The 17,556-nt window shown below is 71.7% G+C and carries 10 protein-coding genes; 5 read left to right on the top strand and 5 right to left on the bottom strand.

What is annotated here, in order from left to right; translation table 11 throughout:
* Positions 1-5: 5 nt before the first annotated feature.
* A complete protein-coding gene (locus ACF08M_RS12350) occupies positions 6-401 on the bottom strand; it encodes an SSI family serine proteinase inhibitor (protein WP_392185174.1) in 396 nt (131 codons plus the stop codon).
* 443 nt (positions 402-844) lie between these two features.
* Positions 845-2,449 (bottom strand): alkaline phosphatase D family protein, encoded by a 1,605-nt coding sequence (locus ACF08M_RS12355; RefSeq protein WP_392185175.1) that lies wholly within the window; start codon positions 2,447-2,449, stop codon positions 845-847.
* Between the two features lie 310 nt (positions 2,450-2,759).
* On the opposite strand from ACF08M_RS12355, the gene ACF08M_RS12360 reads away from it, so the two are divergent.
* The 5 genes from ACF08M_RS12360 to ACF08M_RS12380 are packed head-to-tail and all read left to right on the top strand — an operon-like array spanning position 2,760 to position 12,908.
* Positions 2,760-5,678, top strand: a complete 2,919-nt coding sequence (locus ACF08M_RS12360; protein WP_392185176.1) for a family 78 glycoside hydrolase catalytic domain — start codon at positions 2,760-2,762, stop codon at positions 5,676-5,678.
* Positions 5,675-6,982: an extracellular solute-binding protein gene (locus ACF08M_RS12365; RefSeq protein WP_392185177.1), complete on the top strand. Its 1,308-nt coding sequence runs from the start codon at positions 5,675-5,677 to the stop codon at positions 6,980-6,982. Before ACF08M_RS12360 ends, ACF08M_RS12365 begins: the two co-directional genes overlap by 4 nt.
* The gene (locus tag ACF08M_RS12370) at positions 6,979-7,941 is read left to right on the top strand and encodes a carbohydrate ABC transporter permease (RefSeq protein WP_392185178.1); all 963 of its coding nucleotides are present in this window, start codon (positions 6,979-6,981) and stop codon (positions 7,939-7,941) included. Before ACF08M_RS12365 ends, ACF08M_RS12370 begins: the two co-directional genes overlap by 4 nt.
* Positions 7,938-8,822 carry a carbohydrate ABC transporter permease gene (locus ACF08M_RS12375; protein WP_392185179.1) on the top strand — a complete coding sequence of 295 codons (885 nt, stop codon included), beginning with the start codon at positions 7,938-7,940 and terminating at the stop codon, positions 8,820-8,822. The genes ACF08M_RS12370 and ACF08M_RS12375 overlap by 4 nt, the downstream gene beginning before the upstream one ends.
* A gap of 9 nt (positions 8,823-8,831) precedes the next feature.
* The gene (locus tag ACF08M_RS12380) at positions 8,832-12,908 is read left to right on the top strand and encodes a hypothetical protein (RefSeq protein ID WP_392185180.1); all 4,077 of its coding nucleotides are present in this window, start codon (positions 8,832-8,834) and stop codon (positions 12,906-12,908) included.
* 25 nt (positions 12,909-12,933) lie between these two features.
* Here ACF08M_RS12380 and ACF08M_RS12385 read toward each other — a convergent pair whose 3' ends face one another.
* The 3 genes from ACF08M_RS12385 to ACF08M_RS12395 are packed head-to-tail and all read right to left on the bottom strand — an operon-like array spanning position 12,934 to position 17,362.
* On the bottom strand, positions 12,934-15,114 hold the full coding sequence (locus ACF08M_RS12385; protein ID WP_392185181.1) for a trehalase family glycosidase: 2,181 nt from the start codon (positions 15,112-15,114) through the stop codon (positions 12,934-12,936).
* Positions 15,111-17,144: a beta-galactosidase gene (locus ACF08M_RS12390; RefSeq protein ID WP_392185182.1), complete on the bottom strand. Its 2,034-nt coding sequence runs from the start codon at positions 17,142-17,144 to the stop codon at positions 15,111-15,113. The genes ACF08M_RS12385 and ACF08M_RS12390 overlap by 4 nt, the downstream gene beginning before the upstream one ends.
* Positions 17,141-17,362, bottom strand: a complete 222-nt coding sequence (locus tag ACF08M_RS12395) for a hypothetical protein (protein ID WP_392185183.1) — start codon at positions 17,360-17,362, stop codon at positions 17,141-17,143. Before ACF08M_RS12395 ends, ACF08M_RS12390 begins: the two co-directional genes overlap by 4 nt.
* Positions 17,363-17,556 lie beyond the last annotated feature (194 nt).

Below are 17,556 nucleotides of genomic sequence, written 5' to 3' on the forward strand. Positions count from 1 at the left end.
CGGACTCAGAAGCGGAAGACCGGTCCGGTGGCCGCGTCCAGCTCACAGGCGTTGGGGAACGTCTTCCGCCAGGCGACGGGCCGCCCATCCCACTGGCCGGTGGCGGTGGCCGTCACCGGGTCGTGCTCCTTGGTGCACAGGTGCGGGTCGCCGGGCAGAGCGTCGAGGTCGCCCGCCGCCTCGTCGATCGCCGCGCAGGCGGCGGCCGCCTCGGGGTGCCGGGCATCCGGGGCGGGCGGGCAGAACAGCTCGACGCCACGGACCCAGGTGTTCTCGCTGCCCGAGACGGTGAGGAAGAGTCCGCGGTCCGGCAGCGGGTCGCCGGACGGGGCGGCCGCAGCGGGCACCGCGGCGGTGAGGGTGAGCAGGGCGGCGGTGGCGAGAGCGGCGCGCAGGCGCATCGAAGCACTCCTGTGACTCGGGGGATGCGGGGCGCCCCCCGAGCAACGGACCGGAGGATCTCGGCAACCGGCCTGGGATGTCTCGCGTGTCCAGGACGCCCCGCCTTCAGGAACCCGGCAAGGTGATCTCGAAAATCGGCACCGGGCAAGGCACCGCGCCGCGGATCCCGCCCTCCGGGGCCACCGGTGGGTCCGGCTGGCGTACAGGCGGACAGCGGTCCGGCCCTCGACTGGATTCGTCCGGCGGGTCCTCCCGAGCGCCTGCCTCCGCCCTGGTCGGACGGCTGTCGCCGCGGCCACCGCGATCGTCTGCGCGACCACCCTCGTCGGCTGTTCGCACAGTGGCGGCACCAGCTCGTCGTCCGCCGGCACCCCACCACCCGTCTCATGTCCGGCACGGCCCGCCCCTGCCGCTCTCCCGGCAGGGGGCGGCCGGTGGTTTCTCAGGCGGGCTGGATCCCGGGCCGGCCGGCCTCGGTCACGAGGGAGGTGCGGGTCGAGACGGGGGCGCCGGGGGTGGTGACGTACGGGAGGATGCGGAAGTCGGCGCGGCAGCTCTCCCGGGTGAGCGCGCAACGTACGTAGCCGCGCTGGAAGTTGGTGAACTTGATGTGTTCGTTGGCCGCGAGGAGCCGGGCCCCGGAGGGGTCCAGATCCATCCCGTCCTTCGTGGTGGAGATGGATGAACCGACGAACTCGACGCCGATCGTGGGTGATTCGGGGTCGTCGAAATCCTGCTTGAGATCGGAGGCGAGGTGACGGTGCATGTCGCCGGTGAGGACGACGGGGTTGCTGACGCCTCGGTCGGTGATCTCCTTGAACAGCCGTCGGCGCGCGTCCACATAGCCGTCCCAGAAATCCATCACGAATGACTGGCCGGGACCGGGATCGGTGTCGACCTGGGTCACGGGGATCTGCTGGGAGATCATGTTCCACGTCGTGTCGGAACGTCCGAGGCTGCGGTGGAGCCACTGCTCCTGTTCCGGTCCGAGAATCGTGCGGCCGGGTGTCAGCCGTTCGTCGCAGCCGCTCCTGGTCCCGTCGCCGCAGGGCTGGTCGTCACGGAAGAGCCGGGTGTCCAGGATGTGGAAGGTGGCCATCCGGCCGTAGCGCAGGCTGCGGTACATCCGGGCCTCGAAACCGTTGGGCCTGTTCGGCAGCCGCAGCGGCAGATGCTCGTAGTACGCCTGGAAGGCCGCCGCCGCGCGCTGCCGGAAGACCGCCGGGTCCTGGTCGGGTTCGGTGTCGGCCTTGGACCTGTCCCGGGCCCAGTTGTCCTCGACCTCGTGGTCGTCCCAGACGACGGCGAAGGGATGGACCCGGTGGGCGGCGATGAGGTCGGGATCGAAGCGGTGGAGGGCGTGGCGGTTGCGGTACTGGACGAGGTCCATCGGCTCGGGGCGCAGTTCGGCCGCGACCGGGACGTTGCGTACGCCGCCCATGGCGTCGATGGCGTTCTCGTAGATGTAGTCGCCGAGGTGGAGGATCAGGTCGACGTCCTCCTCGGCAAGGTGCCGGTAGGCGGTGTAGAAGCCTTCGAACCAGGCCTGGCAGGAGACGAAGGCGAAGTCGAGTTCCTTGGGGCGGCTGTGCGGCGGGGGCGCGGTGCGGGTGCGGCCCACAGGGCTGTGCACACCGCCCACGCGGAAGCGGTAGTAATAGTGCCGGCCCGGTTGGAGTCCGGAAACCTCGATGTGGACGGAGTGGGCGAGCTCGGGCACCGCCCGGGTCCGTCCCCGGCGTACGACGGACCGGAAGTGTTCGTCGCGGGCGACCTCCCACTGGACGTCGACGGATAACGGCGGCATGCCCCCGGTCCCGTCCGGAGCGAGGGGCTCGGGCGCGAGGCGGGTCCACAGCACGAATCCGTCCGGCCAGGGATCGCCGGAGGCGACTCCCAGCGTGAACGGGTCGTCTCGGAAGGGCGTGTCGCCCCAGGCGCGGCCCGCCGACAGGCCGGCCGCGGCGAGGGCCAGGGCGGCCGTCCCGCCGAGCATCGCCCGCCTGCCGAACCCTCCGCTGCCGCCTGCCTCACTGTCCATTCGCATGAAGCTCGTCCCTTCGTCAGGCGGGATCCCGTGCGGTACGAGGTGGGATCGGCGCATGATTTCACGTCTGCCCATGTGGTAATCACAGGCTGGATATCACAGGGGAATCACACGCCACAAGACCGCGCGCCGATGGCCGCAATTCCTTTCACAAGCGCCCAGTTGGGGAGAGATCGGCGATTCACCGGGACGACCGGGCGCCGGGCCGGCAGCGCTCTTGACACCCCTCAGGGGTGCTCATAGTCTCCACGCCACAGAATTAACGTTAGATTTCACATCGGGAAAATCGGTGCGACGGGAGGACGTGCTCGTGTCCGGTTCCCCGGCAGCGGATGTACCCGCCTCCCGTCCCGCCGAAGGAACAGCAGCCGGCCGCCGTCCCGAGGGCCGGACGCTCCGGCCGTACGGCCTGCGCTGCGAACACCGCACGGCCCCGCTGGGGATCGACGAACCCGCTCCCAGGCTCTCCTGGCGGCTGGCGTCCGACCGCCGCGGGGACGACCCCGTGGCCTACCGGGTCCGTGTCGCCGAACGCCCCGAGGACCTGGACGGGCACCGTCAACTCCTCTGGGACACGGGCCGGGTGACGGACTTGGCCGCGACCGCCACCGTGTACGCCGGGCCCGCTCTGCGAGGCCGTACGCGCTACCACTGGCGGGTCTCCGTCTGGCCGGCCGGAACGGCGGCGCCCGCCGAGGCCACGTCCTGGTTCGAGACCGCCTTCACCGGACCCATGGGGTGGCAGGCCTCGTGGATCACTCACGACCCGCGTCCGGTCGAGGTCGTGGACGCTCCCACCGAGGGCGCGTCCGCCCTCGACAACCACGGACTCGCCCCGTGCCCCGTACTGCGACGCGCCTTCACCGCCTCGCCGGGCGCGCATGCCCGGCTCCATGTCAGCGCGCGGGGGCTGTACGACGTCCGGCTCAACGGCGTACGGGTCGGTGACGCCGAACTCGCACCCGGCTGGACCGACTACCACCGCCGCGTCCAGTACCAGACGTACGACGTGGGCGACTTGCTGCATGAGGGCGAGAACGTGCTCGCCGCGACCGTCGCCGACGGCTGGTGGAGCGGGTTCGTCGGCTTCGAACCACGCCGGGCCGGAGCGCACTACGGCTCGTTCCCGCAGTTCCTGGCGGAACTTCACCTCATGGGCCGGGACGGCCGGAGCACCACGGTCGTCACCGACGGGTCCTGGCGCACGAGCACGGGAGTCATCCGTCACGCGGATCTGCTGATGGGCGAGTGCCACGATCTGCGGCGCGCCGCCGACGGCTGGGAGCTGCCCGGTTTCGACGACAGCGGCTGGTCCCCGGCGCTGGTCACGGACGCCGATCACCGTCGGCTCGTGGCATCCGTCGACGAACCCGTGCGGGCGACCGCCGAGCTGCGCCCGTCCTCGGTCAGACGTGTCTCCCCGGACACCCATGTCGTCGACTTCGGCCAGAACCTCGCCGGACGCGTGCGGCTACGGATCGGTGAACTCGCGGCCGGAGCACGGGTGGTGATCCGCCACGCCGAGGTGCTGGACGCGTCGCACCGGCTGTACACGGCCAATCTGCGCACTGCCGCCGCGACCGATGTGCTCATCGGGGACGGGCGACGGCACTTCGTGTTCGAACCGCGGTTCACGTACCACGGGTTCCGGTACGCGGAGATCAGCGGGCTCCCGGAGCTGTCCGAGTCCGATGTCGTCGCCGTGTCGCTGCACAGCGACACGGCGTGGGCCGGCGAGTTCGACTGCTCGGACGCCGAGCTCCGCCGGCTCCACGACTGTGTCGTGTGGGGGCAGCGCTCGAACTTCGTCAGTGTGCCCACGGACTGCCCGCAGCGCGACGAGCGGCTCGGCTGGCTGGCCGATGCGCAGGTCTTCCTGCCCACTGCCGCACTCAACGCGGATGTCGCCGCGTTCTTCACCAAGTGGCTGCGCGACATCGACGACGCCCGTACCCCCGACGGCGGCTTCAGCAACGTCGCCCCGCGTCTCGTGGGCGTCTGCGACGAGGGCGCCCCGGGCTGGGGCGACGCGGGTGTGATCATCCCGTGGCACCTCTACCGCACCTACGACGATCCGCGCTTCCTCGACCGGGCGCTGGCGGGCATGTGTGCCTGGGTCGACCTGATTCACCGTCACAATCCGGGCCTGGTCTGGCACAGGCGAGTGGGTCCGCACTTCTCCGACTGGCTCGCCCCCGGTACCCCCACCCCGCGCGACGTCGTCGCCACGGCCTGTTTCGCACACAGCGCCCGGCTCACGGCGAAGGCGGCCGACGCTCTGGGCAGGAAGGACGTGGGGGACCACTACCACCGGCTGGCCGACGACGTCCGTCGCGCCTTCGCCGAGCGCTTCGTCACCGTGGAGCGCACCGCCGCCGGGCCTGCCGCCGTACGCATCGCAGGGGACACCCAGACCGGCTATCTCCTCGCGCTGGCCCACGAGTTGCTGTCCGAAGACCTCGTCGAAGCCGCCGCACACCGTCTCGCCGAACTCGTCGAGTCGGCCGGGCCCGCCCTCGTGACCGGCTTCCTCGGGGTGGCGCTCGCGGCCCCCGTTCTCGACGAGTACGGGCGGGCCGACCTCGCCCACGCACTGCTCAACCGTGCCGAAGTGCCGTCGTGGCGGTTTCCGCTGCGGTACGGCGCCACCACGATCTGGGAACGCTGGGACGGATGGACTCCCGAAGCGGGGTTCCGCGCACCGGCGATGAACTCCTTCAACCACTACGCGCTCGGCTCGATCGGCGAATGGCTCTACCGCGGTGTCGCCGGGCTCGGCCAGGCTCCGGACTCCACCGGATACCGGCATCTGCGAGTACGGCCCCGCCCTGGTGCCCTGCGCCGCGCGAGCGCCCGCCACGAATCGGTCCGCGGCACCGTCGAGGTGAGCTGGGAGAGACGGGGTGGCCGGATCGCCCTGTGCGTACTGGTGCCGCCCGGTGCCATCGCCGATGTGTACGTGCCCACCGCGGACCCGCGCTCGGTCCGCGAATCGGGCGTGGTCCCGAGAGTCGACGACCGTCACATCACCCTGATCGCGGCCGCCTCCGACCACGTTCTCCACCGCGTGTCCTCGGGCAACTACCGCTTCACCGCGACGTATCCACCGGCCGACGGCGGTGTTGGGACGCCTCCGGCCGCCCGGCCGTCGCCCGCCCCGGGCCGACGCCCGGCAGGACCGGCGGCGAAACCACCGTCCGTACGTTCGCACGAGGAGGACACACCATGACGACGGGTTCTCACAGCCGGCCGGGCCGGGGCGCGATCGGCCGCCGGGGGTTTCTCCGCACCGGCGGCGGCGTCGCGGCGCTCGCCGCCCTTCCGCCCGCCCTGACGGCCTGTTCGGATTCGGGCGGTGGCTCGGGCAAGCTGCGCGTCGTCGGCGTCGCCGACCAGCAGAAGCCGGTCGAAGAACTCGTCACGCTGTACCGCAAGTCCCACCCGGACAATGAGTTCGCCACCTCCTTCGCACCCACGGACCAGGTACAGACAGTGGTGCGCACCCAGCTCGCGGGGGGCAACGCCCCCGATGTCCACGTGCTGTATCCCGGCAGCGGAAGTGCCATGTCCATGATCGAACTGGCCAGGGCCGGTCTGCTCGCCGACCTCAGCGACCAGTCATGGACGAAGGAGGTCCCGGCGGGATTCCACCCCGCATACCGGTACGAGGACAAGACGTATCTGTATGCGGCGGGAAGCAGCGCCATCGGCGCCATCTACAACAAGAACGTCTTCGCGGAGGCCGGAGTCGAGCCGCCCGGAACATGGGGCGAACTGCTCGACCTCTGCGCCACGTTGAAGGCCAGGGGCGTGATTCCGATCGCGCTCGGTGCCCAGACCCCCTGGGTCACCCAGCTGATCACGTACGCCCTGGTCCCCAACGCCGTCTACGCGAAGAACCCCGGCTTCGACGCCGAGATGGCCGCCGGAAAGGCACACTTCCGCGGCTCCGGGTGGGCCGACGCGATGGGCAAGTACCAGGAGTTGCAGCGCCGGGGCTTCTTCAATGACAACCCCAACGGAACGACGTACGAACAGCAGACCTCGTTGGTCGCGAGCGGCAAGGCAGCGATGGCCGTCCAGGTCTCCGCCGTACTCGCCGGCTTCCGCCGGGCCACGAGGACGCCGGGCGATCTCGGCATGTTCCCGTTCCCCGGCGGTGACGACGCGGCGAATCTGTGGATTCCGGCGGGTGTCGTCGTCGGCCTCGGGGTCTCCGCACGGTCCGGCGAGAGGGCCGGAGCGAAGAGGTTCGTGGAATTCCTCGGCAGACAGGAGAACGTGGACCGCTGGGCGCGGTCCGTCGCCGCCATCCCGTTCAGGCGCGGCGCATCCACCGCGATCGATCCCGTCCTCAAGGGCTTCCTGCCCATCATCGACGACAACCGGGCCGTCCCGTTCATGGACCAGAGCTGGCCCAACGCCGAGGTGCAGCCCGCCCATTTCGCCGCCGTACAGAACCTGCTCGCCGGCAGGACGGACATCGACGGCGCTCTGGGACAGATGGACGAGGCCTACGGGAAGAAATCGTGACGGGCACCTCCGAGAAGGCCTTCCCGGGCACGGCCGGCACGGCCGATGCCGGGCCGCGGACCGGCTCCGGCCACCCGGCCCGGCACCGCGACCACTCCACCCCGCCGTGGATCTTCGTGGTTCCGGCGCTCGGCGTGTACGGCCTCGTCGTCCTGTACCCGAGCCTGGCCGGGATGATGTACGCCTTCACCGACTGGTCCGGCATCGGCGGCTTCTCCTTCACCGGCCTGGACAACTTCCGCACCCTGCTCGACGACAGCCGGGCCCTGGAGTCCGTCGGCAACACCCTGCTGCTCACCATGGCCGTCGTCGTCGTCCAGAACGTTGCCGGCCTGCTGCTCGCGCTCGGCGTCCACACCACCATCAGGTCCCGCGCGCTGCTGCGGCTGGTCTTCTTCGCGCCCGCCGTCGTCAGCCCGGTCATGGTCGCGATCCTGTGGAAGTACGTCTACAACCCCGACAGCGGCGCCGGACTCAACGGTGTCCTCGGCGCGGTCGGCCTCGGCGGTCTGCGGCAGGACTGGCTGGGAGATCCCTCGCTCGCCCTGTGGTCGGTGGCGGCGATGGTCGTGTGGCAGTACGCCGGTTACTCGATGGTCGTCTTCCTCGCCGGCCTCCAGGGGGTACCCGCCGAGCTCCACGAGGCCGCGAGGATCGACGGTGCGGGCTCCTGGCAGCGATTCCGCCACGTCACCTGGCCGCTGCTGGCCCCGGCCCTGACAGTCAACCTCATGCTGTCGACCATCGGCGGTCTCAAGCTCTTCGACCAGGTCTACGCCGCCACCAACGGCGGCCCCGGTACCTCCAGCGAGACGCTGTCGACCGTGCTGTACAAGGAGGCGTTCGTCTACGGGAAGTTCGGCTACAGCACCGCTGTCGCCCTCGTTCTCGCGCTGTTCGTCGCCGCGGTCTCCCTGGTCCAGCTCCGCTTTCTGCGCGCGAGGGAGGTCACCACGTGAGCATCGCAACGGCCCGCGGACCCGCGAGACGGAAACCCGGACGCGCAAGGCACGGGGGCCGCGGACCGCGGTACGGACGGTATGCCCTCGAACTGCTCATGGTCGCGGTCGCCGTCGGGTTCCTCTTCCCGGTGTACGCCCTGGTCGCCCTGGCGCTGAAGGACCCCCGGCAGATCTCCGACTCGCCCCTCTCGCCGCCCTCACCACCCACCCTCGCCAATTTCGGCGATGCCTGGTCCTCCGCGTCGCTGGGGCCCGCCCTGCTCAGCAGCACCGTCATCACCGCGGCGAGTCTGCTGCTCCTCGTCGTGCTGGGTTCCACGGGGGCCTACTACCTCGCGCGCCGCGCCCGCGGCCTCGGCTACGGGCTGTACATCCTGTTCCTGCTGGGCATCGTGCTGCCGTTCCAGCTCGGCATGATCCCGCTGTACGAACTCGTCGACGACCTGGGCTGGCTGGGCACGTACCAGGGCATGGTGCTCTTCTACACGGGCATCCAACTGCCTTTCACCGTCTTCCTGTACACCGGATTCGTCCGGGCCCTTCCGCAGGACTACGCACAGGCCGCGCTCATCGACGGCTGCGACCACCGGCAGGCGTTCACCCGGATCGTCTTCCCCCTGCTCCGTCCCATCACCGGCACCGTGATCCTCCTGAACGCCGTGTTCATCTGGAACGACTTCTTCACCCCGCTGCTGTACCTGGGCGGGTCCGACAAGGAGACCGTGCCCGTCGGCATCTTCGCCTTCGTCGGCCAGTACGTCTCCGACTACGGACTCGTCTTCGCCGGACTGGTGCTGGCCGCGCTGCCGGTCCTGGCGGTGTTCGTGATCCTCCAGCGCTATGTGATCAAGGGCTTCGCGAGCGGGCTCAAGGGCTGAGGACATCTCATGACACACCCGGTGCGTCCACCGCTCCCCCCGGCCGTCGCGACGGTCCTCGCGGAGCCGCCGCGCGCCTTCTCGCCCACCGCCATCTGGTGGTGGAGCGGCGAACGGCTCGACCGCGCACGGCTGCGGGCGCAGCTGGAACGGTTCACGGAGGGGGGTGTGCACCACCTCGTTATTCTCAACCTGGCGCCTTCGGGCCCGCTGTTCGGCTCCGACGCCGACGACCCGCCCTTTCTGTCCGACGCGTGGTGGGCTCTGCTCGACGGCGTGTCCGAGGACGCCGGCGAACTCGGTGCGAGCCTGTGGTTCTACGACCAGCTCGGATTCTCCGGTGCCGACCTCCAGGCGCGCCTCGTCGACGAACAGCCGGCGTACGCGGGGTGCCGGCTCGACCGCCTGTGCGGCGTCGTCGACTCCGCATCCCCGCGGGCCGGAGAGCTACGGTGTCCCCCGGACGGCAGGCCGCTCGCGGGCCGCGCCGAGCCGGTGGACGCCGACGGCCGGACGGTCGGCCCGGCGGTCCCGGTGACCGTGGCGGACGGGGCCGTGCGGGCGCCGGGGCCGGGCCGGTGGCGACTGACGCTCCATCACCATGTGCCGTTCGGTTTCGACTACCTCGGTGCCCAGGCGTGTGCGGCACTGCTGGACCGGGTGCACGGAGCGTTCGAGCGCCGGCTCGGCGACCGGCTCGGGACCGTGGTCGTCGGCTCGTTCCAGGACGAACTGCCGTCCCTGCCCACCTGGTCCACCGGTTTCGCCGACGCCTTCGCGCGCCTTCGCGGGTACGACATCACGGCACGGCTCGACGCCCTGTACGACGACAGCACGGATCCGGACACCCACCGGATTCGCCGCGACTATCAGGTGACCCGCGCCGAGCTGGCCGAGGAGGCGTTCTTCCGGCCGCTGGCCGCCTGGCACGACCGGCACGGTCTGCGGATCGGCTGCGACCAGCAGGACCCCGCCCGCGCCGGACACCCCCTGGCGGGCGTGGAGTTGTACGCCGACTACGCCCGCACCCACCGCTGGTTCTCGGCGCCCGGCTCGGACCATCACGGGGACGCCCGTATCCACTCCTCGCTGGCCCATCTCTACGGCCACCCCCGCACCTGGATCGAGGCCTTCCACTCCACCGGCTGGGGCGGCACGCTGGAGGAGACGTTCGACTGGCTGCTGCCGTGGCTCCGCGCCGGTGCGACCCTCTACAACCCGCATGCGGTCTACTACACGACGAAGGGCGGCTGGTGGGAGTGGGCGCCGCCCGCGACCGACTGGCGTCAGCCGTACTGGCGCCACCACCGCGTCTTCGCCGACGCCGTGACCCGGCTGTGCGCGATCCTGAGCCTGGGCCACCATCTGTGCGACATCGCGATCCTGCTGCCGACCACGACGGCCCAGGCCGGCACCGCCCTGGACGGGGTCACGGACGCGGCGGCGCGGGCCCAGGCGGTGTATCTCCAACTCGTCGGCGACATGGCCTGGTTCCGTACCCGGCCGGGCGTCATGGACCGGCTCGGCCTCGACGCCGATGTCATCGACGACGCGTCCGTCGCGCGCGCCCGGGTCACGCCGTCCGGCGACGGAGTGCGGCTGAGGGTCGCGGACGAGGCGTACGCCGCGGTCGTGCTGCCCGCGTGCACGGTCCTCGAGCACGACACGGCACGGCGGCTCACCGAATTCGCCTCCGCCGGGGGGACGCTGATCGCGCTCGGCGCCCTGCCCGAGCACGTCGTAGGCCCCGGGACGGCGGGGGTGCTCGCGGGGCTGCGCGCGTGCTTCGCGGACGGGCGCGCCGTTCTCGTCCCCGGCACGGACGATCCCTCCGACGCGCTCACCGCCGCGCTCGCGGGGGTGCACCCGGTGGTCCGGGCCCCGGTTCCCGCGCTCGCGCGGCGTGTGGACGGCGCCACGGTGGTGTTCCTGACCGCGGCCGCCCCGCGGGCGACCCGGGCCGCCGTCGCGGCCCCCGACGAGCGGGGCGCCGCGCTGGGCTGGCTGGACGCCCGGTACGACTTCGACCCGGACCGCTACGCGCGCTGCGCACGGGTGCGGGTACGCGTACGGGACGCGGTGGGCCCGGTCGTCCTGGTGGACCCGTTCGGCGCCGCGCCGCGCACCCTGCCGGCGCGTCCCGCCGGTGACGACGCACGGGCCGTCGAGGTCGAGGTCCCCTTCGACACGGGTCCCGCGGCGGTGCTCGTCCTTCCGGACCGGGGACCGGAAGCGGCCACGCCCGAAGCATCCGCGGCACCGGGGGCCGCACCGGTCGCCACCATCGTCGAGATCCCTCCGGACGCGGATTGGGACATGGTGCTCGTGCCGACCCTGGACAACACCTGGGGTGACTTCGCCCGCCCCGCGACCGGCCCGCCCACCGGCCCGGCCGTCATCGAGTGCCGGACCTTCCGGCACCGGGTGGAGGCTCCCGGCGAGGACGGCGTACGGGACGGATGGGCCACGGGGCCGGACCGCGACGATGAGCCGGCCGGGGACATGGTCCACGCGACGTTCGGCCCGCGCGCGGTCGTGCTCCGTGAGGGCCCGGGCGGCCGGGGCACCCAGTCGGTACTGGAGTGGTCCGACACCCTGGGTGTGTACAAGGACCCGGTCCACCGGGCCGTTCTGGGGCCCAAGGGCCATGTGCCGGAGGAGTTCGTGCTCATCGGCCCCACGTCCGCCGGGGAGGTGGCGCGGTTGCGCGTGGAGCTGCTCCTCGACGCGGCCTTCGACGGACACCTCGCGATCGGGGCCGCGGCGGCGAAGCGGGCCCGGCTCGACGGCGTCCCCGTCGATCTGGAGGACGGGGGCCACCTCGCGATGGGCCCGGTGCGAGTACCGGCGGGGCGCTGTCTGCTCGAACTGGATCTGGTGCCTGATCAGGAATGTGCTCTGCGGGCACATATCGCGCTCGTCCGCGATCCGGAGCGATACCGGCGCCCGGAGTGGATTCACGCCTCCGGGGCGATGGGCACGACGGTGCACCTCCCGGCGCTTCCCGTCCGGGCTGTCGTCCAAGTGGCCGCGCGCGTGCCCTGCGTACTGCGTGTCAACGGGCAACTGATGGGCAGACAGGGCGGATTCGACCCCTACGCCGAGCACGCGGTCCCGCGGGTGCGGCGGTACGACGTGGCGGCGGCCCTGCGCACCGGAGACAACGACCTCACGGTCGAGACGTCCGGCGACGACGGGGCGGTCCTCGTGGACGCGGTTTTCGAAGACGGCGACGGTGACCGCGTGGCGGCCCTGCACAGTGACGCCCGGTGGTGGGCCGGGGACGGGCGGGGGCGGGTGCCGGTCGCGGTGCGCCGCGAGCCGGTGGGCGACCCGGCCGCCCTGCATCTGCGCCGCCGCCCTCATCCGCTGCCGGGCGCCGCCTGGCTGGACCCCGACGCGGACGACGGCACGGTGGTACCGGTCCGTCTCGCGGTCCCGGGGCACCCGGGTGCGGTGGCCTGGCTGTGGTGCCGACTGCCTCCCGGTGCGGTCCGGCTGACCGCGCGCGTGCACGGCGCGGCGACTGTCCTCGTGGACGGTCGCGCGTGCACGGCGTCCGTCGACGTCGTCGACGCCCGGGGGGTCCGGACCGTGGCGGTCGACCTGCCGGCGGGCGGCCCTTCCGGTCCGCGGACCGCGGCCCTGCGCGTGCGGACCCGCCCCGGGTACGAGGGGGGTGCCGCACTGGCCGGTCCGGTGCGCTGCGAGGTCGGCCCGGGACGGATCCGCGTCGGCGACTGGGAGACGCACGGCCTGGCCGAGTACAGCGGCGGTGTGCGGTACCGCCGCGACGTGACCCTGCCCGCCGGGGCCGCAGCGGGGCGCGTATCGCTCGACCTCGGGCGGGTTCGCGGGACGGCGGAGGTGCGGGTCGACGGCATGGCCGCGGGGGTGCGGGTGTGTTCCCCGTACGTATTCGATCTGACGGGTCTGGCCGGGCCAGGGACCCACACCCTCCACATCACCGTGTTCGGGACGCTGGCACCCCGCCTGGACGCGACGAGTCCGACCCACTTCGTCTTCCCTGGCCAGCTTGTCAACGGCCTGCTGGGTCCCGTCCGGCTGCGGGTCGGTGGTTCCTGACCCGTCCGGTCCTCGACGCACCCGGCTACTTGTCTCCGGTCAGCATCGGCAGCAGCAGCGCCGCGGACCAGCTGAAGTTGGGCGCGTTGAGGGGTGCTCCGGTGGTCGGGTCGTAGTTCTCCATGATCGGTCCGTTGCCCGCGAGGCCCGACGCGTGGGTGAGGAGCTGCTCCGTCAGGGCATCCGCGTCCCTGCCGTAGCCGTGGCGGCGCAGGCCACCGAGGGCGAAGTACGCCTGGTCGAGCCAGACGGGGCCGCGCCAGTAGGCGGTCGGCGAGAAGTAGGGAGAGCTCTTCGCCGCGGTCGGGAACGGGACGGGGGTGGCGAACTCCCCCGGGTCCGTCAGCTTGTCGCGCACGGCACGGGCCTGCGCCTCGGACGCTGTGCCGGTCCACAGCGGGACGGCGCCCTCGATGCCGCGGCCACGGTCCGTGAGCGGTGCGCCGCTGCCGAGCGCGGTGTCATGGAACCAGCCGTCCGCGGGGTCGTACATCGTCCGGCGGACGGCGGCGGACGTCGCGGCGGACCGCCGCTTCCATCGCTGGGCGTCGGTGCCGCGGCCCAGCGAGTCCGCGATGCGCGCCAAGTAGCCCTGGTCGGCGGCGAGATAGGAGTTCAGGTCGACGGACTCCTGGTTGAGGGAGTGGCCGAGGAGTGTTCCGTCGGCCGCCCGGTTGGCGACGATGCCGGTGCCGAGGGCGGCGTCGAAGCGGGGCGCGTTGTCCATGCCGCTCTCCCAGGCCGCGGCGAGGCGCCGTTCCTCGGCCGAGTTGTTGGCGGGGTCGATGGTGGCGCCGTACTCGGCGAGGCCGTTGTGATCGTGGTCGCGGTTGCGGTACCACCAGGCTTGGTAGGCGGCGAGCTTCGGGTACATCTCGCGCAGGAACGCCTTGTCCCCGGTCTTCGCGTACACCTCCCAGACGGCCCAGGCGGCCAGCGGGGGCTTGGAGTTGCGCTCGTTCCAGTTGCCGCCGCCGCGCGAGGGGTCGTTGTAGAAGATGGCGTCGGGGATCATCCCGGCATCCTGCGGGCGGGTCGTGGAGTCCGGGCCGATCTGCCAGTCGAACATGGCGCGGATCTGCGATTCGGCCAGCTCGGGTGCGAAGCGTGCCGTGCCCACAGCCTGCTTCCAGGTGTCCCAGGCCCAGATGCCACCGGTGAACCACTTGTAGGAGATCGACGGCGTGATGCCGTCGTGTTTGATCTGCCCCGCCGCGCTCCGCCAGTTGGTGACGAGTGTCTCCAGCGACTTCACGGCCGTGCGCCGCCGGTCGGCCGGCACGCCCTCGGTCACCCCGGCAACATAGCGCCGCCAGCGCGCGTCGGATGCGGAGACGACGGAATCCGGGCGCGCGAGTACGTCGCGGATCCTGGCCTTCTCCTTCACCCGCTCGGCGGCGGTGAAGGTGTAGGACTCGGTCCAGTCGAAGCTGTGCGAGCGCCCCGGAGCGAGGGTCACCGGTTCCACGGTCGCGGTCCGGTACGTGTCGCCGTCCACCGTCGTGCGGACGGCGTCCTTGTGCGTGACGTCGAAGCGCTCCGTCCCATCGGTGAGGTAGTCCCAGGTCTCCCGGACCTTCGCGAAGCCGACGCCGACACCGGAGCCGGTGGCGGTCAGTGAGGGCGCGTCGCGCATCGGCCGGTCGGCGGGCCGCAGCAGGCTGCCCGTCCAGTCGGCGCCCAGCGTCCGGGGGGCCGGGCCGGTGTTGCGGACCGCGGCCCGCACCAGGGCGCTGCGGCCGGTGGCGAAGCGGAGGTCGAGGGTGAGGCGCAGGCCGCGGCCGAGGTCGTACGACTGGAGGAGCCGGCCCGGGAGCGAGGTGAAGCGTGGCGCGCCTCCCCCGGCCAGGTCGAGGGTGCGGCCGTGTTCGGTGAGGCGGATGCGGCTGAAGGACTTGCTGAGCCACCAGGGATATTCCTGGGCGATGTAGAGGGGTCCGGAGAAGCCGCCGTAGGCGTCGTCGTCGCCGTCCTTCGGCAGGGCGTAGGCGTGCCAGGCTCCCCGGTCGGCGAAGACGTTGACGGGGTTGTTGTCCCGGTCGTCGCCGGGCTGGGCGGCGGCGGGCGTGCCCTGCAGGTCGAGGACGTCGGCGTACGAGGAGGGCGGCTTCGGGTGCGGGTGAGCCAAGGCCGGCTGCGGTACGGCGAGGGCACCGCCGGCGAGGAGAAGTGCGGTCAGGGCGCGCAGGGGCCGGTGTCTGGTCACTTGTCGGTCTCTCCAAGGGAGTCGGTGGCAACGCGCAGGACGGCGGCGCCGAGCGGGCCGAGGTCGATGTGGTCACGGACGGCGGCTCCGGTGAGCAGGTCGGTGCCGCCGGCCGCGCAGGAGCCGGTCAGCTGCGTCCGCGTGTCGTGATCGGTGTGGTTGAGGACGAAGAGGTACGTGCCCCGCGTGCCGGAGCGCACGGTCGCCTCGACGCCCTCGGGGACTTCGAGCACGGGGCGTACGCCCGCCGACCGCAGTGCGCCGTCGAGCACGGCTGCGATGCCGTCGCCGAGGTGGGCGCTCGTGTACCACGCGGTGCCGGCGCCGTAGGGGTGGCGGGTGACGGCGGGGCGGCCGGTCAGTTCTCCGGACGCGTACGAGTCGACGACCTCGGTGTCCGGGGCGTCGGGCTCCATCCACTCGCTCCACCGGGTGGCTTCGGCGCCGGAGTCGAGCCGTACCGCCTCACCGTCGGAGATCGGCCAGAACTCGTCGACGGACACGCCGAGTACGGCCCGCAGCGGCCCCGGCGCACCCCCGTCGTGGATGTGGTCGTGACCGTCGACGACGCCGCTGAAGGGGCCGCACACGAGGTGGCCGCCGCCGCGCACGTAGGCGGCGATGCGTGCGGCGTTCTCGGGCCGCACGAGGTGGAGGTTGGGTGCGAGCACCACCCGGTAGCCGCCGAGGTCCGCGTGCGGGGGCACGAAGTCGGCGGTGACGGCACGGGCGTGGAGGGCCGCGTACCAGGGGCGCAGGAGGTCGGGCCAGCGCATGCGGGCGGAGGGGTGGTCGTCGGCCTCCAGGGCCCACCAGGAGTCCCAGTCCAGGACGATCGCCACGTCGGCCCGGGTGGTGGCTCCGGTGACCTCACCGAGCCGGGCGAGTTCGGCGCCGAAGCGCACGGTCTCCCGCCAGCCGCGGGAGGCGGTGCCGCGGTGCGGGAGCAGCGCGCTGTGGTACTTCTCGGCACCGGCGCGGGAGGCTCGCCACTGGAAGTACATGATGCCGTCGGCGCCGCGGGCCAGTGCCTGGAGGGACCAGAGGCGTTGCAGGCCGGGCTTCTTGGGGACGTTGACCGGCCGCCGGCTGACGGCGGACGGCGCCTGTTCGAGGAGCAGCCGGGGCCGGCCGCCCTTGAGGGAGCGCATCAGGTCGTAGGTGAGGGAGGCGTTGACGTGGGCGCGCGGATCGGCGGGGTCGGGGTAGGCGTCGTCGGAGACGAAGTCCTCGTGCTCGGCCCACTTCCAGTAGTCGAGTGCCTTGAACATCGACATGAAGTTCGTGGTGGCCCGGATGCCGGGGCTGAGTTCTCTGAGTGCCTCGCGTTCGGCGCGGTGGCATTCGAGCAGGGCGTCGGAGCAGAACCGCCGCCAGTCCAGGAGCTGCGTCGGGTTGACGGGTCCCGGAGCGGTGCGCGGCGGTTCGATCTCGTCGTACGTGCCGTAGCGCTGCGACCAGAAGGCCGTGCCCCAGGCGTGGTTGAGGCCGTCGATCGTGCCGTACCGGTCGGTGAGCCAGGCGCGGAAGCGGTCGGCGGAGCGGGCGCAGAAGCATTCGGTGATGTGGTCGCCGTACTCGTTGTGGATGTGCCAGAGAGCGAGGGCCGGATGGTGTGCGTAGCGTTCGGCGAGGGCCCGGGTGAGGCGGAGGGCGGCGGCGCGGTACTCGGGCGAGGAGGGACAGTAGTGCTGGCGCGAGCCGAATTCGAGGCGGACACCGTCGGCCGTGACCGGCAGGATCCCGGGATGGGCGCGAACCAGCCACGCGGGCGGGGACGCGGTCGCGGTGGCCAGGTCCACGGCGACGCCGTGGGCGTGCAGCAGGTCGAGGAGCCGGTCGAACCAGGCGAAGTCCCATGTGTCCGGGCCGGGTTGAAGCCGTGCCCAGGAGAAGACACCGACGGTCACCATCGTGACGCCTGCCTCGCGCATCAGCTCGGCGTCCTCGGCCCAGACGTTCTCGGGCCACTGTTCGGGGTTGTAGTCACCACCGTGGAGGACGCCCGGGACCCGGGTCAGGCGGTTCATCCCTTCACCGCCCCGTCGAGGAGTCCGGCCACGAACTGCCGCTGGAAGAGAAGGAAGAGGGCCATCAACGGAAGGGTGGCGAGGAGGGAGCCGAGCATCAGTCCCGAGTAGTCGATGCGGGAGAGCCCCGTCAGGGTGTTGAGTGCGACGGGCACGGTGTATTTGTCCTCCGAGTTGAGCATGAGCAGCGGCCAGATGAAACTGTTCCACTGCGCCATGAACGTGAAGATGACCACCGTCCTTCTCGCCGCCGATGGTGCGGGCGGCTCCGCCGCCCGCACCGCCCATGGCACATCCGCCGACCAGTGACGATGCCGCGGTCGCGAGACCTGTGGCCATAACAACCCTTCGGGTGGGGCTCGTTGACACTCTTGCCTCCTGGAGCCTGAATGCCTAATGCTGTATTCAGAAC

Source organism: Streptomyces sp. NPDC015032 (assembly GCF_043080425.1).
In the GTDB taxonomy this organism is placed as follows: Bacteria; Actinomycetota; Actinomycetes; order Streptomycetales; family Streptomycetaceae; genus Streptomyces.

Coding starts and splice junctions, on each gene's coding strand:
- ACF08M_RS12350 (WP_392185174.1), bottom strand. CDS start 401: ATGCGCCTGCGCGCCGCTCTCGCCACCGCCGCCCTGCTCACCCTCACC.
- ACF08M_RS12355 (WP_392185175.1), bottom strand. CDS start 2,449: ATGCGAATGGACAGTGAGGCAGGCGGCAGCGGAGGGTTCGGCAGGCGG.
- ACF08M_RS12365 (WP_392185177.1), top strand. CDS start 5,675: ATGACGACGGGTTCTCACAGCCGGCCGGGCCGGGGCGCGATCGGCCGC.
- ACF08M_RS12380 (WP_392185180.1), top strand. CDS start 8,832: ATGACACACCCGGTGCGTCCACCGCTCCCCCCGGCCGTCGCGACGGTC.
- ACF08M_RS12390 (WP_392185182.1), bottom strand. CDS start 17,144: ATGAACCGCCTGACCCGGGTCCCGGGCGTCCTCCACGGTGGTGACTAC.
- ACF08M_RS12395 (WP_392185183.1), bottom strand. CDS start 17,362: ATGGCGCAGTGGAACAGTTTCATCTGGCCGCTGCTCATGCTCAACTCG.